Origin of the sequence: Paenibacillus sp. H1-7, from assembly GCF_022354825.1 — a bacterium.
GTDB lineage: Bacteria > Bacillota > Bacilli > Paenibacillales > NBRC-103111 > Paenibacillus_S.
Genome location: NZ_CP031168.1, coordinates 7,088,492 through 7,109,929 on the forward strand (window position 1 = coordinate 7,088,492; position 21,438 = coordinate 7,109,929).

A 21,438-nucleotide genomic window follows, 5' to 3' on the forward strand; every position below is an offset into this window, starting at 1 on the left:
CAGAGCTCCTTTGTTCGTTATCGGTATGGTAATGACTTGCACGTCACTTAGCTTGAAGCTGGGGAAGCAGCGTCCCCGTATCGAACCAGCCGCGATGCTCTACTATTTCGCCTTCGGCGAACCGGAATTCGCGGAACTGGGTGATTCTGACGGATTTGCCGGTCGGCGCCTGGCCTGCGAACATCCCCGTATGCGTGCCCGTAATAATTATTCTTGCCGTTGCTTTCTCGCCTTCGGCAAAAATCTCATCGATACCATATTGGCGGTCGGAAAAAGCTTCCATCATTTGTTGGGCAAAAAATTGATCCGTACGTTCCAGCTCGCTCCGATTCGAAGCATCTTCGATAAATGCGGTTACCGCTTCGGTATGGTTCTGTTCCCTTGTATTCATTGTCACAGCATCTCCTTTGTGATTGATTATTAGCTTGGATTCCATGCGTTCCATGACGCTAGCTCGATGTCCCTAAATACGTTACTTAAAGGTCACATTTTGGAGAAAAAAAATAGTACTACGCATTCCGTCCATATGCTGCCGCCGCTGCTCCGGCTGTAAGCAATCGGGTTAGCTCCACAAATGCACCGACCGCTTGTTCAACCCTCTCCCTCACCCCACCGTCGGTTGGTTGACCATTGGAGTCAAAGCTATGCGATCCGTATCCGATGGATATCCATTCCGGACAATTCACACCGTGCAAATTGCGTACAATCGTTTGCAGATTCAATAGCGAGCTTACCCCTACCGGACCGCCTGCAGAGCTGACGGATAGCACCGGCTTGCCGGATACGTGGCTTCCATTCATGTAGTCCAAAGCGTTTTTCAACATTCCTGATACGGAGCCATGGTATTCCGGACTAGCCAGAATCAAGCCGTCGGCTTCTGCAACCTGCTGCACTAAGTATCGGGCATTAGCATCAGACTCATAGGCATTCGGAGAAAAAAACGGCAGCGGCAGCTCCCGCAGCTGAATCAATGTAACGGAGCATTGGTGGCGGGCTTCCAACTGACGTCCAATGTATTGCAAGAGATAAGTACTTGTAGCTTCTTCGCGGTTACTTCCCGCTATCATCGTGATTTTCATAGTAAATCCTCACCCTTCATTATGGATTAACGGGTCTGCGTGCCGCCGGCTGACAAACAAACCTGTTTGTGATAATATGTGACTATATCGTCACACTTATAATATGTTACCATTAAGTAACATGTCAAGCGCCAGCAAAATATTTTGTGACAAGGAGGTGTTCAAGTGGAAAATGAAATATTTAAAGCTCTCGCCGATCCGAGCCGCCGCACCTTGCTTGATTTGCTACACGCATCGGATGGACGAACGCTGAACGAGCTGTGCGCCCCTTTGGAGATGTCAAGATTCGGCGTTATGAAGCATCTCAACCAGCTAGAGGAAGCCGGACTTATAACGACCCGAAAGGTCGGCCGGGAAAAGCTGCATTATCTGAATGCCGTGCCCATTCGCCAAATCTATGACCGGTGGGTAAGCAAGTACGCCGAACCGTGGGCTATCGGATTAACCTCACTCAAAAACGAATTGGAGCGTGAAACGCATATGGAAATAAAACCGCGTCATGTCAACCGTATCGCCATTAAAGCGACACCCGAGCAAGTGTGGCAAGCCTTAACCGATCCGGCCAAAACCTCCAAGTTTTGGTTCAACTGCTCGATCCGCTCGACTTGGGAAATCGGCTCTCCTTTTGAGCTGTGGGACAATGAAGGTGTGAAAAAAGCGGAAGGCATCCTCCTCGAGCTCGATTCGCCTCGGAAGCTGGCCATGAGCTGGAGGTTCGTCTCCTTTCCCAACACGGAGAGCGATTCTCCGTCCCGTCTAACGTGGGAGATTGAGCCGCATGCCGAGTTCCCGAGCGTCTCTCTGGTTACCGTCGTGCATGACGAAATCGAACAGGCGGAACAAACCGCCAAAATTCTCGAAAACGGAGTGCCGATCGTCCTCTCCGGCATGAAGACCTTCCTGGAGACGGGCTCGACGCTCGTCGGCGGGTAAGGGAAAAAGAGCAGTTGCCGCAGAGAATCTGCGGTGGCTGCTCTTTTGGTATCACGTAAATGCTAAGTTTCAAGCTCTTTAAAAACTACCTCGTACTTCATTTTTTCCCGAAGACCTTCTATTAATCTCAGGTTATCATAAAAGAATTTAACAGGAGGTTGTATTGTAAAAACATCCTTTCTTTCGAATCACGAAGCATTGTATTCTAATTTTTCTCTAAAATAACAAGTGAAAATACGGTCGGAGTTGCCCCATCGCCTGACATAGCACTCTGAGATACAACCTTCCATCCCTCTTGCAAAAGTTGATTTAAATCACTTAAGTTATTATTCTGACAGGATCAGCCATTCTATCCATGCCTTGTACGAAAAGAGTCTAAGATTCCAACTCATATAATACTCCTTTCAATATGCTTAGAGGTATAGACCTCTTGTTCATTATATTAACCGACGATTATTAGAGGATCATCAAATAGAGTTAAAGTTATTGTAAATGGAACAACCCCGATCTGCTCGGCAGACCGGGGTTGTCAGGAACGGTACTATAGGATGATATAAGGCTACATACTGCGCCGTATGCGGAAGGTGAACACATCGTTGCGCAAATAATCAAGCGAATACAGCACGGGTTTGTTGGCATTATCATAATGCGTCTGCTTCAGCAGCAGCACCGTGGTTTGAGGGTGAAGCAGCAGGCGCTGGCAGTTCCGATCGATATGCAGCGGCACGCAAATTTCCGAATCCGCCGTGACGATTTTGCGGTCCAGGCGCCTCTCGAAAAAGTCGAGCAGCGAGCCGTGAAACTCGCCCTTATCAAACGCATCTCCCGCTATGCTGCACGGAATCACATTGATCGAGAAGGCCACCGGCTCGCCGGACGCCGTGCGCACGCGCTCCAATATAACAACCGGCTCGCCCGGCCGGATGCCCAGTGCCTGGGCGGCTTCCGGAGAGCAGCCCTCCGTCTTGAGCGATACGCGGCTCTCTCCCTCGTCCAATTGGGCCGTTCGGATGATGGTGCCAATACTCGCCAGCTTCTCAAGCGAGCTTGGAATTTGCGGAAGCGGCTGAATGACGAAGGTCCCTACTCCGTGCTTGACCAGCAATTTCCCCTCTTTCTCCAGCATGCGGACGGCCGAACGAAACGTTTCGCGGCTAACGCCGAACTCCTTCGCCATCTGCAATTCTGACGGCAATCGCTCGCCTATTCGCAGCTGTCCGTTCTCCATCATGGACTCTAATGTCTGCTTGATCATTTGCTGCTTAGCTAACATCGGAACATCTACTCCTCTAGACATCATCACTTTCTTCCATTGTGACTTACAGGTTGAATTTTTGTCAAGACGTTCTGATGTAGCATCTTGAGTTGAAATATCAAGAGGAGTCATCAAAAAAAACCACTCTACGTCGGTCCTTCACCGTACTTGCTCAACTAACTGGCAGGATTACATAATGTAATGATAGAAAGACTAAGCTATCGAGGATGCGATTGAAAATACGATTAATGGCAGGAGAAGTTACAGGTGGGGGTTCAGGAGTTGGTGGTTCCAACATAGACATTGAGATTTATGATGACAATAATAAAGAAGTCATTCAAACTATCAGAGAAGTAATAGGTACATTCTACTTATACAATAACATTAACATTGTTGTGAGTGAAATTGGCAAGTGAGCACCATGTCGTAAATGTCGGTGTACTTTGCAGGCATTTTGGTCTAATTTCTCCTCTTTCTCACACCCATCTGAGCAATTAATATGCTTACAAACACAAATAACCCTCTGCACTATAATGCAGAGGGTTATAAAACGTCGCCCTAAAGAGCCGCAGCTGCCTGGCTTACCAAAGAAGACAATAAACCCGCATCGACCGCCTGCCCTTGGCGCAGCTTGATGGTCTTTCGTTCCGGGGGACCGTCGAACATCCCTTCCGGAAGCTGAAGCTCGGTGGCATTAAATATTGTAAAGCTGACGGCATCCTTGGACGTTGAAATGACGGCGGCGTATTTGCCGTTTCTCAAAAAGTGCGGCTTCTTGTACTGAAGGCGCTCCTGTACTTCCGGTATCGACTGATGTACGATTTCGCGAAGCTGAACGCACTGCTCCGCCTGCCAAGGCTCTTTTACCGCTGCTATAAAATCCATAACATCCTGATTCTGATTCATCTTTCATGCTCCTCTTCGTTTTTTAGTTGAATAGTATCGGACGAATATCGTTTCTGTTGCTAGACTCTTGTAACGACTTGCCAAGTAATGCCGAACCGGTCTACGACTTCGCCGTAATAAGCTCCCCATGGCTGGAGATCGAACGGGTACTTGAAGGCTCCGCCCTCTCCGAGATTCATGTAGGCTGTCCTTGCTTCCGACTCGTTATCGTAAGTAAGTGCAAGCGCAATGCTTCTGCTGCCGGATACCGGCTCGGAAGAATCGCTCAGAAACAGGGTGTTTGCACCGGCTACAACCAGCATCATGTGCATCACTTTATCTTTGATCGCCTCAGGCGTGCCAGGCAGTTGACCGAATGTCATCACAGAGACGACTTCTCCTCCCAGTGCCTTTATGTAAAAATCCGCCTGCGTTCTTGAATCCTCCGACATTAGATAAGGGTTCAGCTGTGCTCCCATGTTCAACATCCTCTCAAAATTTGTTTTTGCCTGGAACATTGAGCGGTTACTTGATTCGTAATACCCTCTCATTCCGGCCTCTTATTAACACAACGAATGGGCTATGACAAAATCGACAAGTCTCCAAAAATATTTTTAAAATTATTTAGCCTCGCGGTCTGATCTTGGTTTTCGGTTTCCATCAAACGTGTAATCGGTTCGGCTGCAACCTCTCCATCCCTAGCTCAACAAGCGGGCGAAGCTCAATTTCGCCTTCCCCGTAGCCGTGCGGATCCGGCATCCGCATCGCCCACTCCATCGCTTCCTCCATCGTCTTCACTTCTATCAAAGTGAAGGCTGTCACAAGTCCTTGCTCCACCTCAAAAGGTCCGATCGTCACCTTCGGCTTGCCTCCGCCGCCAGGCTTCGGATACGAAATTCGTACCCCGCTTGAGCTCGGCAGCAGCGTGTCGGCGGCAAGCAGCACCCCGGCTCGCGACATCGACTCTAGGTAAACCTCCATCGCATCGATCAGCTCCCGTCCGGGCTTCACTCCCGCTTCGGAGTGCTTGCTGGCTTTCACAAGCAGCATAAAACGCATCGTTGCTCCCTCCCTTGTTTTTTTATAAGAGCAGGCACGCGCTCCACTGCCTCTCTCTACTTAAACGACGAATGGGATGCGGAACAATCGACAGGCCGATCATCTAAAAACAAAAAAACGCCAACGAACCGAAGTTCATTGACGTTTTCAATCTATTCCCTTAGCCTGCATTCCTCAGCGCGCTTCAGCAAAAGCTCCCTTTCCCGCTCGTTTCGCGTCAGAGACGCTGCGCGTTCAAACTCCTCGCGAGCTTCGTCGAGTCGATTCAATTTGAGCAGCAGATCGCCGCGCACACTTGGCAACAGGTGGTAATCCTTAAGCGTTGGCTCGGCTGTCAGCTGGTCTACGAGCTGAAGTCCGAACGCAGGGCCGAAGGCCATCGAGATGGCCACTGCCCGATTTAACTCGACGACGGGCGACGGCATTACACGCGACAAAGCTTCATATAAAGCGGCGATGCGCGCCCAATCCGTCTCCGAAGCGCTGCGGGCTTGAGCATGGCAGGCGGTAATTGCCGCCTGAAGAGCATAGGGGCCGAGCGGACGGCCAAGACTCTTCGCACGCTCCAGTGCAGCCAGTCCCCGGCGTATCAGGAGCTGATCCCATAGCGCGCGATTTTGATCCATCAAAAGAATCGGTTCGCCTGTAGCGTTAACCCTTGTCCTGAAACGTGACGATTGAATCTCCATCAGTGCAACCAAGCCGTGAATTTCCGGCTCGTCTGGCGCTATTTCCGCCAGGATGCGTCCAAGCCGGAGCGCTTCCTGGCATAGCAAAGGTCGTATCCAGTTAGCGCCGGAAGTCGCCGCATATCCCTCATTGAACATAAGATAAATGACCTCGAGCACTTCTGACAGCCGCTCCCTGAACTGTTCGCCTTCCGGAGCCTCAAAAGCAATCTGCGCTGAGCTAAGCGTCCGCTTCGCCCGAACGATCCGCTGGGCGACGGTTGCTTCAGATACCAGAAAAGCATGCGCGATTTCATCGGTCGTAAGCCCTCCGAGCAGACGCAATGTCAGCGCCACACGCGCATCCCGGGAAAGAATGGGATGGCAGGTCGTGAAGATGAGCCGAAGCAGATCGTCTTGAATCGCTCCGTCCATCGCCGATTCCAGATCATCCTCGGTGTACAGTGCGCTGCCGCGGCCAAACTCCTCATACTTCTTGTCGCGCAGCTTGTTCCTGCGAAGCAGATCGATGGCGCGGCGTTTCGCCGTCGTCATCAGCCACGCTCCGGGATTGTCCGGGATGCCCGATTCCGGCCACTTCTCCAATGCGATAACGAGCGCATCCTGGGCCAGGTCCTCCGCCAGACCGACGTCACGGACCATCCGCGCCAGACCGGCGATCAGCTTGGCCGATTCGATACGCCAGATGGCATCGATACGCTGGGCTACGGAAGGGATCACGACTGTTTAAGCCTCTCCTGCTGATTCAGAAGAACGGTCAATGTCTCCGGATTTTGGGTTAACTCATGGGCGTCGATCACTTGCCGAAGCTCGATTTGTCCCTGACCGTTGCCGTGAGGATCCGGCATCCGCATCGCCCATTCGATCGCTTCTTCACGGGATTTGACCTCGATGAGCGTATACCCTGCAATAATCTCTTTCGCCTCTGTGAATGGGCCGTCGGTAATTTTCGGTTTGCCGCCAGGCTCCGGATACGATATCCGAATGGCGTTCGAGCTTGCATGCAGCCCGTCGGCAGCGAGCAGAACGCCTGCTTTTGCCAGCTCCTCGTTATATCGCATCATTGCTTCTAGCAGCTCTTGGCTAGGCATAACGCCCGCCTCGGAATCTGTCGTAGCTTTGACTATCATCATGAATCGCATCATGATCCCTCCTGAAAATGGATTGTGAGACTCGTTCGTCTGATTGGGCCTCTGTATAGACAACGAACAGCTATTGATGAAATCGACATGATCTAAAATAAAAAACGTTAATTTCCCCCGATCATAATGATCGGCAGGATCCTATTTATTTTTTCGTCAACATGCAGCAAAATCCCTTTATTCCAAATGCTATGGGATGCTATGCGAGTACGAGAGGTGCTGCAGCAGCTCCGATACGTTCTTGTACTACAAGCCGATATTTCGCTTATGCCCCATGTAGCTCCCCACTCCCGGAAACCCGCTCTCGATTCGGACATTCGCAAATTTCATAATAATGGAAATGGAAGCTTGCCAATACAAAACAAAGCCGCCGATCCTCAATCGACAGCCTCGTTTTGATTCTATATGTTCAGCTTAAACCCAGTTTCATTAACATCATTATTTCTTTTTAGCTTCTTCGAACTTTTGATTGATTTTTTCTTCGGCCGTGCGCAGCGCGGTATTCACGTCCACATTATTAAGCAGCATGTCCGTGAAGCTCTCGTTCACAAGGTTAAGAGCATCTTGACGAAGACCGCTGTTTAATCCCGGTGCTCTCATAGGCTCCATCGGCGCAACGTTGTTGACGAACAAAGCCTGCAGGTTTTTCCCTTTCAAGGCCGGAGCATCGGTACCGAAAGCTTTTTTTATCTCAGGCTTGTTGACCGGAACCTCTTCTCCCCGTTTCGACGCTTCCATCATTCTTTCATCGCTCATTAGGTACATGATAACCTCGAAGGCCTGATCCTTATATTTGCTGTTGGAGGTGACGCTCCAATAAATTGGAAAAGCTTGTACGCCCGTTTTCGGTTTTTCTTTAAAGGTAGGCAGACTGACGATATCCCAATTCAAATCCGGCGGAAAATTGATTTGGCGTCCCCAGCCGAGTGTAGTCATAGCGACATTTTTCTGTTTCTCGAACTGTTCAATCTCCGGCGTAGCGGATCTCGTATTCGTCGGTCTGTTATTTCCGGGAATTTTATAGATTCTCTCCATCGTGGACATGATCGTTTTCCAGCCGTCGGTATTGACGTTAGCCTTGTCTTGTTTGGGATCAAACGGCGAAAGGGACATCTGATTCAAACCGATCATGGTATGCGCGGAGCTAAGCCCCCGATAAACGACGCCGTCCATAGACCGCGTCATGAGCTTGGCCAGATCGTAGGCGTCGTCCCAGGTCATGCCGTCCTTCGGATACGGAACGCCGAATTTATCGAATATATCTTTGTTATAATACATGACGGACTGGCTCATTTCCTTCGGTATGCCGTAGATGCCCTTCCCGTCGGTGAAGTATTTGAGCGTATCCAATAGCTGCGGATAAAACCGGTTCATATCGTAGTTATACTTTTTGGCCAGCTCGGTCATATCGTAGTCGAGGCCAAGAGCTTGGATGGTATTGGAAAAAGAGGTCGTGGAATACCACGTAATGTCCACGACGGTTCCCGCTGCGACCAGATCGGGCAAGTTCGTTCCTTGCCCTCTTTCAATATATTTCGGGGTAATATGAGGAAATTTCTCACGAATCGGATTGCCGATTTCCTTGTCGAACCGTTCCTGGCCTAATCCGATATGTGAAGCGAATACAAGCTCAATGGGCTCTTTCTTTTCAGCTTCTTTGTTTGCCGTCCCCTCCTGAGGTGGCGTTCCTCCTCCTCCTCCTCCTGAGCAGGCCGCCAGTAAAGTGACGGACAAGCAGAATGGAACGATCGCGATCTTTTTTCTTAACCATGTTTTCATTGAATATGCCCCCTTAATATAAGGTAAGGCCGATCGCATGCGCTAGCACAGAGGCAAGCTGAGCAATCGGCCATGAGATACATCAAAGATTACCGAATATTTATGCTGCCCTTGAAGTCTGCCGAATAGATCTCGGCAGCGGGCGTTCCTGCTGCTGAGTTCCCTCTCCAGATAACGATGGTGATATCGGAGGAGTGACCTCGTTTCACACGGGAAGTTTCCAGCATCAGACGTACGGTGTACGCTGCCCCCTTGTCATCCACTGCCTTGCCTTGAACATAGCCGCCGGATGCCGTTGTGGCCAGCCAATCCGCACCGTTCATCGTCAGGCGCAGCCCCTGCGGCTCGGCATGAATCCGCAAGGTCCCGCTTACATTGTCTCCTCTGCGTTCCCAGCTGCCTTCCATATGGATTTTCTTCGCTCTGTCTCCGAAAATACCCGATGGATCGGGAACATCCGTATGACCATTTACTTGAAGCGAACCGTAAGTCGCCGCATTCACTGTCATTATCGCCGTTGCCGCTCCCGCAATATCCTTATAGTACGGGTTGGACCCCAGCGATGCTTTCACTTCGTACAAACCGGCTGGCAATGCGGCCGGAAGATCTGCTTGACCGTATACGCTTGTCGAAACCGTCGCAGATCGTACAGGCTCATAGGTTCCGTCCGCCAAAATTCGTTTCAGATCAAAGGTTACCGGCAGATCATTCAGCGCCCCGGGTTCCCCGTCATCCTGCTGTTTAACAAGCGCAGAAATCGTGACATTCGATCGATCCGAATTCAGGGAGCCGACAAATACGAGACTCGCCTCCTCCTTCTGAACGGTCAGCTTGCTTTGGGCTGCGCTCGGCTGCCATATTTGGTCGGAGGATCCTGCATATTCCGCCTTCAAGCCATATTCCGCCGAATTCCCGGATGGTACGCCTGCGTTCACACGATAATTCAGTACCGCTTCTCCTGAAGGACCCGTTACGGCTTCGCCGATGCTGGTATCGTTCAAGGAGAATTGGATCGTCTGCCCCGGCAGCGGAAGGCCATACACACTCGTCAGGACCGTCCGCAGCTGAACAGAATCGCTATAGCTGTAGACTGCATTCGAAACCGAGAGGTCCAGCTTCGTGGCAGCAGCGTAGCCGCCAATATACACTTCATTTATGTTGTTCCACGTATCCGCTGTATTGCCATGCCCGTTGAATTTAACGTAACGCGCTTTCGTCTTTTCGAATGAGAACAGCTCCAGACCGGCGGTTTTGCCGTTGCTGCTTCCGGCATATACCTTCTTCCAGTCGGTACCGTTCTCGGACAGCTCCAGATCAAAGAAATACTTGTTTTTGTCCCCGTTCAAGAAAGCGCCAATGAAGCTGTCGACCCATTTGCTTTCTCCAAGATCGAATTGGATCCAATGCTCTCCTTTGGCGGCGTAGCGAGTAGCCAGATTGCCATCAATCGCGTTCGGCGGCGGAAAGCCGGAATTGTAGCCCGGGCTTGCCGTAACACCCGTGATCTGGAATGGAACCAATCCATTCGGAATGTCGCCATAGACAGGTATCGGGGTGAACCGAACGCTGTACCGGTTCTCCAGTGACGGATCCTGAGGATCCTTCACGGTAATGTACGCTGTACCGAAAGGCTCCTGTGCTTGGGTAACCTCAATCAAGTTCGAGCCGGTGGCAGTGACGACAGGAATGGTTGCCGTCCCTTCCGGCAGGGAGGCTTTATAGCTGTATACCGCAGGATCAAATCCCGAAACCGCTTTGCCGTCTACTTGAATCCCTTCCAGCTTGGGAGATACGAAGACAGGCGGCACTGCACTTGTAGTCGCGCTGAAATCGATCCGCATGGCCGGCTTTCCTTCAAAGGTGCGCTGCGGCCGCAATGCCTCCGATGTGTTATCGCCGATGGAGAGGGTATGGTCCTCCGAAGTAATGATGTAGGTGAGTCCATTGCGCTTCTCGACACGTTCGATTTGGAACATTTCGCGGAAGCCGTTCTGTTCGCTGACCCCGTTCGGATACGCGCCGTTGCTGTCGGGGATTACTTTATAGGCGCCGAATTGCAGCGACATCCACTTTCCTTTCAACGCGCTGCCTTCCGGCAAGTTCGCGTCGGTAATGAGCGCGTCCACATCCGATCCATCGGCGCGACGAACCGCCCCCGTAATCGTTCCGGTATAGGAAGATGTGCCGATGGTCAGCGATTCGCCGCCGGATTGGAAGCCGCTTCCGTTAATCAAATAAGGCTTCGTGAAGCCGTGACGATCATAATGAACGCCGATTCTTCCGTTCAGCGAGTATTTCCCGTCAGCGGTAGCAAAAGGCTGATCCGCCGCCGTACTTCCGGTAATCGCCTCGTTGTTCATATTCACCAGCACGACATCTTCCCGGCCGTTCTTGAACTTGACGGAAAGCGCCACATGCTCCGGATTTGCCTGCTGCAGAGGAACTCTGCTGACGCTGGCAATCGCCGAATCACCGTTCAACGGCTCCATGACACTGATAAACAAGCTGTCCAGGTTACTTTCACCGGGAGCCTCTCGCTTCACAATCAGCGACGGACGCCAAAATTCATAAATGTTGTCATATACTTTGTCGCGGAACGAATGCGGGCTTTTGCCCAAATACACTTGGTTGCTTCCGTCGTCTACCATGAAGATACGCGTTCCAAGTCCGCCATCCTCCGCGTCACGGAAAGTCACATCCCAATTGCCCGGAGACTGTCCCGTGCTCATATCTCTGAACATGCCGTACCAATTCCGGGAATCCCCTTCTTTGACCGGGTCCGTCCATGTTACGTTATCCGGCAGCAGCGGATACGGCTTATCGATTTTTTGCAGCGGGAAGCTCGCTTCGGCCGTTTCGTCGAACTGGGTCGAGCCGTGCAGGAAATATTCATGAGTGCTGCCGCCGGTTACTTTGAACAAGTCGATCACGTATGGATGCTCGGCGTCAATGGTGTTCATGACGTTCAAACGCTGGTATCTTTGTGTGGTGCCCGGGTATGCCCAATTGCTGTATACTTCCGATGCTGCAATGCCGTCTATCCCTGGCTCGTAAAGAGAAAGGTTGCCGTTCGTAAACAGGTGGCCCGGGTTTCCGGCGCCTTGCTTGGTGCTGCGGAATTGATTTTTCTTATTCACCACCACGTTGTTGGTCGCAAGCGTTTCACTTGTGAAATCGCGCGCCGCATTCCGGGAATAGCGGATGCCTCCGAGCAGCTCCTTCCCGAAGCCGAATAACGTGGAGGAGAGCACATTCGGATGAACATGGTTCGCATAATCGTTGAAATGGAGATTGTACTGCGTCTGCAGACGACCGTCACCATCCCCTAGCATCAAATGGCCGTAAGCCGGCAGCAGCTGGGACGTTGTACTGTTACGTTTCGAAGCCCCGCCCTTGGTCGTATCGTCGAACGGAGGCAGATCACCGTCAGGGAACGCTACCTTCTTCTGCGCTTCCTTGGCATTGGCGAGGAAAGCCGACTGCCTGTCGATCTTCTCCTTCAGCTTCTGCTCTGCTTCCGTTTCCGGCGAATGAATTTGGAAATACGTTTTGATCAGCTGGGAAATCGTATAGTTGGAATTGGCATAGCCCGCATGATAAGAGAACGATTCAGGAAACATACCGTCCCGCTTGAAGTTGTCTCCTACCGTAATATCCATATATTTGCCCAGCCACTCGAGCAGCTCCGGACGGTGAAGCACCGTGGCTACTCTGGAGATTGCTTCAACAGCGCCCGACAGATTGGTGGAAGTATGAACTTTCATAGACTGATAAGTCGTCAGCCAATTGACTACATTGAGGAAGAAGTCGTTCGTAATATGCTCCCGGACATCGTAGCCTTTGCTCTGAGACAGCTCTTGCAATGCAGCGCTATTAAATATTCGGTCAAAGGCGTAGATTTCCCCGGTATGCATTTCGTGAGCAATACCGTTATGGTCGCTGACCCTTTGAATATCCGTATTGTAATAGTCGTCTACATCGTCCGCGCTGATGAACGAAGCCCCATTCTTTTTGGTCATGTAAAAATCCGGAACGGCGGTCGCCCACGCATCCAATGCTATCGCCGCTCTCCGGGCATATTTCTCGTCCCCGGTTGCCAAGTAAGCGTTTGCCAACACCGGTAAATTGTCGGACATGAATTGGGTTTTCTCATAGTCGATGCGCGCCTGAATCAGATACTTTTTGCCGTTGTACAACACATAAGGAACGCTGACGGTTTTCCCGCTCATTACCTTCACGGATTCATACTGATAGGGGTATTGGCTGTTGTTCGGAAAGACCAGCCCTTTCTTCGTCTGGATCTGGTCCGGATTCGCCGGGCTCCATACCCATCCGTCGCTGCCGTCGAAGGGATCGTTCAAGACGGTGCGCGGGGATTGCTGCGGCACCAGCCTGAGCCACTGCTCGTCCGTATACTGGGCAAGCAGCTTATCGGCGTTGGCTATAGCCGTTTGCAGCTCGGTCGCGCTTGGCGGGAAATACGGGTGCTGGACAGCAGCAGCTGCGGCAATGTTCTGAGATCCGATAGTTGCAGAGGATGCTGCGCCACCCGAGTCGGTTACTGCTCCCATCTCAGCCAAAGCATAGGAGCTAAGTCCGTTTAATTGCGAGAATTGAAAGGCCACAATCATCGCTGCCACCACCGTTCGATGCTTTTTTAACACTAATACCATCTCTCTTTCGTAATAGATTTATGAAAAAGCCGAGGGAACAAAATGTATGAATCTGTCCTTAGCCCCGGCTTTATCGCCGTTTTTCATTTCGCTGTGAAGAGCCTCCTCCCGAATCAGGTCCGGATATCGCAGCTAATCGGATGCTATAAGGGCAACAGCTTTTAATTAGAGCGCTTTCATAAAATAGCTGCATTAATGGGCCGATAGTATGCCGTCGCGATTTTTTTCTCATTTTTGCCTCTAAGCTCCCGTTCCGACTTCATTATATTGGTAAACATTAGGAATTAGCTATGAAAAATGTTTACTTCTTATGTGTCTAATATTCACTTTTACTGGAAATCGAATGGGGTACAACAGGTGCATAGTACAAGAAAAGACGCCCCCTGCTGGAGTGCGCCCCGTTTTTGCTCGAATCGTAATTAGTCCTTGTATATCCAGTACATTGGCACATCAGCTGCCTTGTTTGTTTGTGAACGGAGAATAGTAGGGATAATGCATCGCTTCTTGAACTTGACGAACTACATTCTCATTGGTAAGCGATTCTACGAAATAGAGACCGAGATCGATGGAAGCCGATACGCCTCCGCCTGTAAACACATTGCCATCCCGTACGAAGCGCTCCTGAACCACTTCAGAGCAATAAGGCTCCAGCAGGTCGTATGCGGATGGATTCGTTGTCGCTCGTTTCCCGGTCAAAAAGCCTGCCGCCCCCAAAATTAAAGCTCCCGTGCATACAGACACTTTGTATTCCGCATCTCGTGCCGTCTGAATCCATGAAATGAATTCGGTATCGAATCTGAGCTGCCTTGTGGACATGCCCCCAGGGATAAAGATCAGATCATAGGCGGATAAATCCGGGCACACATGCTTGATTTGTATCGTCAACCCGCGATCATCCGTGATTTGCTCTTTGTTGGAACAGAAATGCCAGGACACATTTTCTTGTGCCTTTAAAATGCCGAGCCAAGTTACCGCTTCATAAAAACCGACCAAATCGAGCGCCGTCATCTTGTCGAACAAAATGTAAGCCATCTTCATTTCAATATCACCTGTCCCTTCATGAATGGAAAATAAAAAAGCATTTGATTACGATCATGAGATCGCAAACCAAATACTTTGCCCAGGCGTACGGCGGTATGAACATGTGCTCCCTCGTGGTGATCCACGTTTACGCCAGTCGCACATACCAAATATTGACTTTATTGTATGTCAAACCAGCTGAGCTTTCAATAGTCCTTATTGCATTCCTGGCATTTCCCCTTCTCTTCCCGACTATTCCTGACGAAAATTCACGGAAAAGAAGGAGCGCCCTCCTCTACAACATAGGATAACCGGATTGGTAAGATATGGAGGTAACAAAGGAATACATTTTCTAAGAAAAGGTGGAGAACACAATGAAAAAATTTCGTTTTGCAGCGATGGCATTGGCAGTAACAGCAGTAGTGGCACTAGGAGTCTCTGGACTCGGAACCTCCGGCGAGGCGGACGCTATGTATTACGGGTATGTGCCAAGCGGGATGGGAGAAACTTTGGAAATGGCTTACTGGTGGTATTTCCTGAGATAAGAGTGAGCTTGTGCCTTCTAATAGGCAGCACTTAGGGGCTGCAGCAAAAAAAAATCGTCTTTTGCCTTGCGGCAGAAGACGATTTTTTGTCAGATGGTGCCTGCAGGCAGACGTTATCCTTCTACTATATCGGCGACCAGAGCGCTCGCGACCTCTACCATCTTGGGGATTACGGCTTCATTGCTGCCGGATACGTATAGGTCTCCCTCATAATGACGGAATGGAATCTTCGCATCGCCATAGCTCCACATGAAGAAATCTCCCTCAATCGACATGGTGGTGGAGCCCGTCACCGTAAATACGGATGCGTAGGTAAATTCCGGTTCGGACGCGAAATACTGTTTGCATTCTTCCAAAGATATATGTTTTGCGGAATCTTCAATTTGTTGAAATTCTCTTGTAATCCGATAGCGTTTGCTCACTTAAGTGACCTCCGTTAGTGTATGGAATTCGTTCGCCTAAAGCTCTGGTGAGACGGTGTACGTATCTCCGACGAACAAGCAGTCTCGTATCTATCATAGCCGAAACGGGGCGTGAACTCCACTTAAGCGGCCGGGTTTATATCAGGCTGCCTATAGACTTGGTAACGCATATCAGTCTATCGGACAGAGAATCCGCTATTCCCTACAATACAACCGCGCCATCAGGCAGCCTTTTACTCAGATCTATATCATCCTCGAAGGCAAAGGAACCATCGTTCGCCGGCGCCTCCGGAACGCAGCAAGCTCCCTTACCCCGAGCTCGCGCAAAGCCGTAACTACATGCTCCCAGTCGTACGCCAGCTGCTCCGGATCATGAGCGTCCGAGCCGAACGTAAGAGGCACGTTCCGCCATATAAGCAGCTCGATCAGCTTCAAGGACGGAAACCAGGCTTGGCAAGGCTTGCGCAGCCCTGATGTATTGATCTCGACGGCTGCATCCGACTCTGCAATGATGCCGACAGTCTCCTCCCACAGGACACGTACCGGGTGAGGGCACACTCCTTTGACAGCGTCGATATGACCCATAATATCGTATTGCCTGCTGCGGACCGCCTCGTGCAGGAGACGAAGGTAGCCCGCATACGTCTCCTCCGGATCGGTATTCCCCTGCTGCCACCTTCTGCGGCTGAACACATGGATTCCGTCTACATAATGGACGGAGCCGATGATATAATCGAGCGGATAATCCGCGTAGATCCGCCCGTAAGCCTCCGCCCAGCCCGGAATATAATCGGACTCCACCCCGAGACGGACGTCGATGCGTCCCTTATATTCCTCGCGAAGCCGGGCCATCTCCGCAACATAGCGCGGAAATTCGGACTTCGCCATCGTCATATCCGGTACGGGCCGGTCCTCTTCCCGGTGGAAGAACGGACTGTGGTCCGCCAGTCCGATCTGATCCAGACCGAGAGCGACGGCAGCCTCGATCATATCTCTTAGAGAGCCTTTTGCGTGTCCGCAGCGCTCGTGATGCGTATGATAGTCTATTTTCATAGCATGAGCCCGCCTTAGTAAATCAAGGCTTCTCCGACTTGATGTATTGCGTTATCGCCTCTTCCGCTTCGCGCAAGGCGGTGTTCACGTCTTTCTTGCCCTCGACGTATTCTTTGAACTTGTCTACGACAATGCCTCTCGATTTCGTATAAAAATTGGAATATGGCGGCGAGGCGGGAGCCGGTTTGCTTTTGAAAATACTCTGGATCTTCTTGTCCTTGAAAGCCTCGTTTCCTTTCAGAAATTCTGCGTTGAACTTAGGGTCCTTCATCAGAGGCAGCTTGCCGGCCCTCGAGCTCATTAGCTGTACTTCGTCGGAGAAAATAACCTCCATCGCGCGCATGGCGTCATCCTTGTGCTTGCTCGATTTGCTGATGGCCGTCACGTTAATATCGTAGGCTCCATACAGATTCGGCCGGCTCGAGTAGCTCGGATACTGGGCGACATCCCAATTGAGCGACGGATCCGCCGTCAATTTATCGAACAAGTTAATTGTCGTCAACATCGCGACGTTTTTGTCTTTCGCAAACCGGTCCGTGACGCTCCCTTTCATAATGCCTTCCTTCGGCGTATTGCCCCGGATATCGTAAATTTTCTTGCCGGTTTCGTACACGAGCTTATACGGCTCGCTATTCACATCGGTCGTATCGGTCCGGCCGTCTACGATACCCAAGGATAGAGGTGTCAGCATGCGGGTCAAATAATCCGGATCGAGCCCAAGGTACTGGGTTCCTCCGTCTTCTCGCGTCACCTTTTTCGCCAGCTCAATGATTTCGTCCCATGTCATTCCGTCCTTCGGATAAGGAACGCCGAACCGGTCAAAGATGTCCTTGTTATAGTAGGTGACGTAAATTTGCACCCAGTTGGGGAGCCCGTACAGAAGCCCGCTCTTGGTAGCCGCCTTGACACTGTCGAGCGCACCTTGATCGAATCGTCCCAAATCCATATTCATTTTCTTGGCCAGAGGGGTAATGTCCTCGAACAAGCCCATATCGTCATACTGAGGCATAAGCCCGTTCCATACGGAAATGAGATCAATATCTTCCCCGGCGGCGAGCGCCTTTTCAATAGATGTATTCGGCACAAACTCCAAAGTAATATGAGGGTATTTCTTCTGTACCGGCTCCTGGAACAGCTTCTTGAAATCGGCTTCCGTCCAGTATGCTTGCGCCTGGTACATTTTCAGCGTGACGGGCTCGAACTTTTCCTGCTGCTGCGGCGGCTTGGTCTCTGCAGTCGGTTCTGTCCCTGTGCTTTGGCTTGATGAACATCCTGCTGCAAGGGCTGCGGTCAATAAGATCGAGAGACTTACGGTCATTCCTTTTCGAATAGGATACATGATATGAACTCCTCGCTCAAAAAATGGGGTAAGGCATGCTAACGTGATCATTTCTTGGAATCCGGGTAGTCCTTTTCGGTAAAGACATTCAGCTTCTTTCCGTCGGATGTGAGCAGCACTTGACCATGAAAGCCCGTTACATACGTTTGGATGTTGTTTTTTTGGTAATTCAGCAGCTGTTTGAAGTTGTTGAAGTGGTCGTAGCTGATGACGGCTATACGGGGCGACACCGCGCTCAGCCAGGACTGCGACGAGGAAGTGGAAATGCCGTGGTGCGGGGCATCCATGAAATCCGCCTTCAGCTTATCGCCGTACCGTTCGATCAGCTCCATCTCCCGCTCCCTGTGGATGTCTCCGGTGAACAGAAAGCTCGTGTCCTTGTAAGTCAGCTTGAGCACTATGGATGCGTTGTTCACTTCGTCCAGCTCAAAGGTCTTGATCGCTCCCGGCAGCTCGCCCTTACGCGGATTCAATATTTGAACATGCACCTGCGGACCAAGCACAAAGGTATCACCCTCTTGCAAAAATTCCGTTTTGATGTTCTTGAGCTGCACTTGCGACATTGCATTCCGATAGGAAGCCCATATCGACGCCTTCGCGTCAACCATGTAGAACCGATCGACGGGAATCTTTTTGAAAACGCTATCAAATCCTCCGATGTGATCGGTGTGAGGATGGGTATTGACTGCAATGTCAATCTTCTGAATCCCCAGCTTCGTTAATGCGTCTATAACCTGCGGGCCGACCTCCGGGATGCCGGCGTCGATAATCATTGTTTTGCCGTCCGGCGACTGGATGACGATACAATCTCCTTCAGGCTTCTCATGCTTAAGGTTCAAATACCTCACGGTAAGCAGCCCTTCATACCGTTTCGGCGTCATCATCCGTTCCAGCCGGCCGGAAGCATCCTGCCCCTCCGCCTGATCAGAAGGTGTTGATGCTGTACCGCCGCGTGTAGTAGTCGGAACGCTGCCGCAGCCCGATGTCAGCCAGACGGTAAGCAGAAGCGCTGCGGATGCGGTTGCCAGCAGCTTGGCTATTCGCAACCCTTATCCTCTCCCTTCTTATTTTGCTGTGGATGACAATCCGTCCTCTACAGCTCCAGGCTCAAGCCGTCGTAAGCACAGACGACCCCGGTGCCCTGGAAATAAGCCTCGATTTCCTCATGCGGATCAACGCACTGATGAGAAAAGTGAGTGGCAATGACCTTCGTCTCTTCCGTAATGATATCCAGCTCCCGCATCCGTTCTAGCATCAAGCCAAAGTCCCTGAAGCTCAAATGCGTCTTGGCCTGCTGGCGAGTCCCGAGCGTCGCCTCCATCACCACTGCATCCAGCTTCACCCCGGCCAGCTGCCGCCAAGCCTGCTCACCGTACATGCCGGTATCGGAGGCATAAAGCAGCTTGACCTTGCCGTCATCAATGATGTAATTCATCGCGTCTCCTATCGAGGGAATGTGGGAAGCCTCAATCGAACGGACATGGTATGGGGCAAGCTCCAGCTGCCGTCCTGCCGCAAAGGGAATCCGATTGAGCTCGGCGGCCTGGTCTTTGCCGCCGGTCAGATCCCACTTGCTGAGCACCGATGCGCCCGCCACCACCGTCAACGGCGGCAAATCGGTCGACAATCGGAACATCCTGTGGCGCAGCTGCAGGTTCAGCTCGTAAAAATGGTCCTTGTGGCTGTGCGTAACAAGCAAATGCTGCAGCCCTGTCAACGAAATACCTAGGTCCGCACAAGCGGCGTACAAATCCGGACCGATATCGATCAGCAAATCGTCGTTGATCAGCAGCGATTGCCTTCTCCGGATGTTCCGTCCCTTCTCTCTTCTTGCCTGCTGACAGGTGGCGCAATCGCAGAACGGAAACGGAATGCCCTCCGCTGCGGCGGTTCCCAAAAACGTGATTTTCATCGGAATCTCCTTGATTTCCGGGCGGTCACCCTGTAATCTGAAATTGGAATATTATACTATATGAATATTATAGGCGAGCATTTTAAAGGCCATCAATAGAATGATTTTCAATTTATATAACTATATTCAAATTATTAACGGAAAAGGAGAAAACTTAACATGATTCGACACGGCAACATCTACATGACGATTACCGACTTCGAGCAGAAGCTTCCGGTCTATCTGGATTGTATCGGCAAATGGCGAAATCAGTACCCCATCGAACGGCCCGAGGGGTACCCTAACTACCAGTGGATCCAATGTACACGGGGCCAAGGGGTGCTCGAATTGAACGGAACGAAGCAATATATCGGACAAGGGCAAGGGATGCTGCTATTTCCCGATGAGCCTCATGCCTACTGTGCAACCATGGAGCCGTGGGAGGTAAATTGGCTTTCCTTTAACGGGAGCTATGCGGGGGAGATGCTGCGCTCTCTCGGCTTTATCGGCAGCCGCATCTTGACGTTCGCCAATCCGGACCCGATCCTGCAGCACATCTATCGTCTCATGTCCGTCGCCGAAGCAACCGATCCGATGAAGAGCCTGGAATGCTCGTCGTTGACTTACCAGCTTATCCTCGACCTGTACCGCTATGGCGCTCAGATTGACATCCGCTCCCGGCAGCAATTTTTCGAGCAGCTGGCTCCTGCCCTCCGGTATATCGAGGACCGCTACCATAGCCCAATTACCTTGGAGGACTTGGCCTCCCGGCTTTCCGTCACACCGCAGCATACATGCACGTTGTTTCAGCTGACGCTGGGAACGCGCCCTTTCGAATACGTCACCAAAATTCGGCTGCGCAAAGCCAAAGAGCTCCTGATGCGTCATCAGGAGCTGGATATCGGCGAAGTCGCCCGCAAGGTCGGGTACGAGCATACGAGCTATTTTATTAAAGTGTTCAAACGTGAAGAAGGAATGACGCCCGGCGCGTTCCGCAAGAAATCGTAACCTCCTGCAGACCGCTGCCTAAGCATCCGTCAACGTGCCGCCACAAGCCGAAGCAGCACATCTACCCCGGGCATCCTGTAGCCAACATCTGCCTGAGTAGTTAGAACCACCATCAGTCCGGATACAACCGATAAATAAGTGCTGATGAGCTCCTCGGGATCTCCTGCGGCAATTTCTCCCGCCTGCTGCCCTTCCACGAATACCGGGAGCAAAGCTTCAACCGACCTGCTCATCGAAAATTGCTCTATAAGCACCTTGGCTTCGTCAGGTACGCCGTCCGACGTCCGCGCCTGATGCATCAGCATGAAGTAAGGCTGGCCTTCTTCATTCAGCATCGCTTCGGTTAACGCCCTTATTTTCTGAATAGGCGATCCCGGCAATTGGGCCAAACCGTTCATTTCCGTGAACGCTTCGGTTACGGCGTACCGAACGAGGGTGGTGAACAGTTCGTCTTTCGATTGAAAATAATGGTACAGCAAGCCGTGGCTGATACCCGCTTCCGCGGCGATCATGCTCATCTTTGTTCCTATAATTCCCCGCCTTGCGAAAACCTTGAGCGCCGCGGCCATAATCTGCTCCTTGCGCTCGTCGCGGATTTGATGCAGTTGTTGTTCGTTTAAAGGCGCCAATGGTCTTCATTCCCCCGCTATAGCATAGTCTAGCTTC

General features: G+C 51.2%; 21 protein-coding genes and 1 riboswitch. Of the genes, 4 read left to right on the forward strand and 17 right to left on the reverse strand.

The window, feature by feature from the left end; translation table 11 throughout:
- Nucleotides 1-43 precede the first annotated feature (43 nt).
- Both DVH26_RS31140 and DVH26_RS31145 read right to left on the reverse strand, forming a co-directional pair.
- Nucleotides 44-391, reverse strand: coding sequence for an ester cyclase (locus DVH26_RS31140; protein ID WP_239629110.1), 348 nt, complete (start codon nt 389-391; stop codon nt 44-46).
- A 118-nt stretch (nt 392-509) separates the two neighbouring features.
- A complete protein-coding gene (locus DVH26_RS31145) occupies nt 510-1,079 on the reverse strand; it encodes an NADPH-dependent FMN reductase (protein WP_239629112.1) in 570 nt (189 codons plus the stop codon).
- 165 nt (nt 1,080-1,244) lie between these two features.
- On the opposite strand from DVH26_RS31145, the gene DVH26_RS31150 reads away from it, so the two are divergent.
- Nucleotides 1,245-2,012: an ArsR/SmtB family transcription factor gene (locus DVH26_RS31150; RefSeq protein ID WP_239629114.1), complete on the forward strand. Its 768-nt coding sequence runs from the start codon at nt 1,245-1,247 to the stop codon at nt 2,010-2,012.
- Nucleotides 2,013-2,571: 559 nt separating this feature from the next.
- Here DVH26_RS31150 and DVH26_RS31155 read toward each other — a convergent pair.
- Nucleotides 2,572-3,285: a GntR family transcriptional regulator gene (locus tag DVH26_RS31155; protein ID WP_239629116.1), complete on the reverse strand. Its 714-nt coding sequence runs from the start codon at nt 3,283-3,285 to the stop codon at nt 2,572-2,574.
- A gap of 215 nt (nt 3,286-3,500) precedes the next feature.
- Between DVH26_RS31155 and DVH26_RS31160 the strand changes: the two genes are divergently transcribed.
- Nucleotides 3,501-3,683 (forward strand): hypothetical protein, encoded by a 183-nt coding sequence (locus tag DVH26_RS31160; protein WP_239629120.1) that lies wholly within the window; start codon nt 3,501-3,503, stop codon nt 3,681-3,683.
- 142 nt (nt 3,684-3,825) lie between these two features.
- On the opposite strand, the gene DVH26_RS31165 is transcribed toward DVH26_RS31160, so the two are convergent.
- From DVH26_RS31165 to DVH26_RS31200, 8 genes are all read right to left on the reverse strand, one after another.
- Nucleotides 3,826-4,173, reverse strand: a complete 348-nt coding sequence (locus tag DVH26_RS31165; protein ID WP_239629122.1) for a DUF1801 domain-containing protein — start codon at nt 4,171-4,173, stop codon at nt 3,826-3,828.
- 59 nt (nt 4,174-4,232) lie between these two features.
- A complete protein-coding gene (locus DVH26_RS31170) occupies nt 4,233-4,631 on the reverse strand; it encodes a VOC family protein (protein ID WP_239629124.1) in 399 nt (132 codons plus the stop codon).
- A 181-nt stretch (nt 4,632-4,812) separates the two neighbouring features.
- On the reverse strand, nt 4,813-5,211 hold the full coding sequence (locus DVH26_RS31175; RefSeq protein ID WP_239629127.1) for a YciI family protein: 399 nt from the start codon (nt 5,209-5,211) through the stop codon (nt 4,813-4,815).
- A gap of 152 nt (nt 5,212-5,363) precedes the next feature.
- Complete coding sequence (locus tag DVH26_RS31180) at nt 5,364-6,620, reverse strand: RNA polymerase sigma factor (RefSeq protein ID WP_239629137.1); 1,257 nt, start codon at nt 6,618-6,620, stop codon at nt 5,364-5,366.
- The gene (locus tag DVH26_RS31185; RefSeq protein ID WP_239635552.1) at nt 6,617-7,042 is read right to left on the reverse strand and encodes a YciI family protein; all 426 of its coding nucleotides are present in this window, start codon (nt 7,040-7,042) and stop codon (nt 6,617-6,619) included. Before DVH26_RS31185 ends, DVH26_RS31180 begins: the two co-directional genes overlap by 4 nt.
- A gap of 438 nt (nt 7,043-7,480) precedes the next feature.
- Nucleotides 7,481-8,821, reverse strand: a complete 1,341-nt coding sequence (locus DVH26_RS31190) for an ABC transporter substrate-binding protein (RefSeq protein ID WP_239629139.1) — start codon at nt 8,819-8,821, stop codon at nt 7,481-7,483.
- 89 nt (nt 8,822-8,910) lie between these two features.
- Nucleotides 8,911-13,485, reverse strand: coding sequence for a discoidin domain-containing protein (locus DVH26_RS31195; protein WP_239629141.1), 4,575 nt, complete (start codon nt 13,483-13,485; stop codon nt 8,911-8,913).
- A 459-nt stretch (nt 13,486-13,944) separates the two neighbouring features.
- Nucleotides 13,945-14,532 (reverse strand): DJ-1/PfpI family protein, encoded by a 588-nt coding sequence (locus tag DVH26_RS31200; protein WP_239629143.1) that lies wholly within the window; start codon nt 14,530-14,532, stop codon nt 13,945-13,947.
- Nucleotides 14,533-14,605: 73 nt separating this feature from the next.
- Nucleotides 14,606-14,685, reverse strand: a riboswitch (ZMP/ZTP riboswitch).
- 203 nt (nt 14,686-14,888) lie between these two features.
- Here DVH26_RS31200 and DVH26_RS31205 point away from each other — a divergent pair.
- Nucleotides 14,889-15,059, forward strand: a complete 171-nt coding sequence (locus DVH26_RS31205) for a hypothetical protein (protein ID WP_239629145.1) — start codon at nt 14,889-14,891, stop codon at nt 15,057-15,059.
- Nucleotides 15,060-15,172: 113 nt separating this feature from the next.
- Here the strand turns inward: DVH26_RS31205 and DVH26_RS31210 are convergent, their stop codons facing one another.
- The 5 genes from DVH26_RS31210 to DVH26_RS31230 form a co-directional block, all read right to left on the reverse strand.
- Nucleotides 15,173-15,481 carry a hypothetical protein gene (locus tag DVH26_RS31210; protein ID WP_239629146.1) on the reverse strand — a complete coding sequence of 103 codons (309 nt, stop codon included), beginning with the start codon at nt 15,479-15,481 and terminating at the stop codon, nt 15,173-15,175.
- A 243-nt stretch (nt 15,482-15,724) separates the two neighbouring features.
- Nucleotides 15,725-16,534, reverse strand: a complete 810-nt coding sequence (locus DVH26_RS31215) for a histidinol-phosphatase (protein ID WP_239629147.1) — start codon at nt 16,532-16,534, stop codon at nt 15,725-15,727.
- Between the two features lie 22 nt (nt 16,535-16,556).
- Nucleotides 16,557-17,873 (reverse strand): ABC transporter substrate-binding protein, encoded by a 1,317-nt coding sequence (locus DVH26_RS31220; protein WP_239629148.1) that lies wholly within the window; start codon nt 17,871-17,873, stop codon nt 16,557-16,559.
- A 47-nt stretch (nt 17,874-17,920) separates the two neighbouring features.
- Nucleotides 17,921-18,919, reverse strand: coding sequence for a ComEC/Rec2 family competence protein (locus tag DVH26_RS31225; RefSeq protein WP_239629149.1), 999 nt, complete (start codon nt 18,917-18,919; stop codon nt 17,921-17,923).
- 47 nt (nt 18,920-18,966) lie between these two features.
- Complete coding sequence (locus tag DVH26_RS31230) at nt 18,967-19,785, reverse strand: MBL fold metallo-hydrolase (protein WP_239629150.1); 819 nt, start codon at nt 19,783-19,785, stop codon at nt 18,967-18,969.
- A 159-nt stretch (nt 19,786-19,944) separates the two neighbouring features.
- Here DVH26_RS31230 and DVH26_RS31235 point away from each other — a divergent pair, with 159 nt between their 5' ends.
- Complete coding sequence (locus DVH26_RS31235; protein ID WP_239629151.1) at nt 19,945-20,772, forward strand: AraC family transcriptional regulator; 828 nt, start codon at nt 19,945-19,947, stop codon at nt 20,770-20,772.
- A gap of 29 nt (nt 20,773-20,801) precedes the next feature.
- Here DVH26_RS31235 and DVH26_RS31240 read toward each other — a convergent pair whose 3' ends face one another.
- Nucleotides 20,802-21,401, reverse strand: coding sequence for a TetR/AcrR family transcriptional regulator (locus tag DVH26_RS31240; protein WP_239629153.1), 600 nt, complete (start codon nt 21,399-21,401; stop codon nt 20,802-20,804).
- Nucleotides 21,402-21,438: the final 37 nt, after the last annotated feature.

Coding starts and splice junctions, on each gene's coding strand:
- DVH26_RS31140 (WP_239629110.1), bottom strand. CDS start 391: ATGAATACAAGGGAACAGAACCATACCGAAGCGGTAACCGCATTTATC.
- DVH26_RS31145 (WP_239629112.1), bottom strand. CDS start 1,079: ATGAAAATCACGATGATAGCGGGAAGTAACCGCGAAGAAGCTACAAGT.
- DVH26_RS31155 (WP_239629116.1), bottom strand. CDS start 3,285: ATGTTAGCTAAGCAGCAAATGATCAAGCAGACATTAGAGTCCATGATG.
- DVH26_RS31165 (WP_239629122.1), bottom strand. CDS start 4,173: ATGAATCAGAATCAGGATGTTATGGATTTTATAGCAGCGGTAAAAGAG.
- DVH26_RS31170 (WP_239629124.1), bottom strand. CDS start 4,631: ATGGGAGCACAGCTGAACCCTTATCTAATGTCGGAGGATTCAAGAACG.
- DVH26_RS31175 (WP_239629127.1), bottom strand. CDS start 5,211: ATGCGTTTTATGCTGCTTGTGAAAGCCAGCAAGCACTCCGAAGCGGGA.
- DVH26_RS31185 (WP_239635552.1), bottom strand. CDS start 7,042: ATGCGATTCATGATGATAGTCAAAGCTACGACAGATTCCGAGGCGGGC.
- DVH26_RS31190 (WP_239629139.1), bottom strand. CDS start 8,821: ATGAAAACATGGTTAAGAAAAAAGATCGCGATCGTTCCATTCTGCTTG.
- DVH26_RS31200 (WP_239629143.1), bottom strand. CDS start 14,532: ATGAAGATGGCTTACATTTTGTTCGACAAGATGACGGCGCTCGATTTG.
- DVH26_RS31205 (WP_239629145.1), top strand. CDS start 14,889: ATGAAAAAATTTCGTTTTGCAGCGATGGCATTGGCAGTAACAGCAGTA.
- DVH26_RS31215 (WP_239629147.1), bottom strand. CDS start 16,534: ATGAAAATAGACTATCATACGCATCACGAGCGCTGCGGACACGCAAAA.
- DVH26_RS31220 (WP_239629148.1), bottom strand. CDS start 17,873: ATGTATCCTATTCGAAAAGGAATGACCGTAAGTCTCTCGATCTTATTG.
- DVH26_RS31230 (WP_239629150.1), bottom strand. CDS start 19,785: ATGAAAATCACGTTTTTGGGAACCGCCGCAGCGGAGGGCATTCCGTTT.
- DVH26_RS31235 (WP_239629151.1), top strand. CDS start 19,945: ATGATTCGACACGGCAACATCTACATGACGATTACCGACTTCGAGCAG.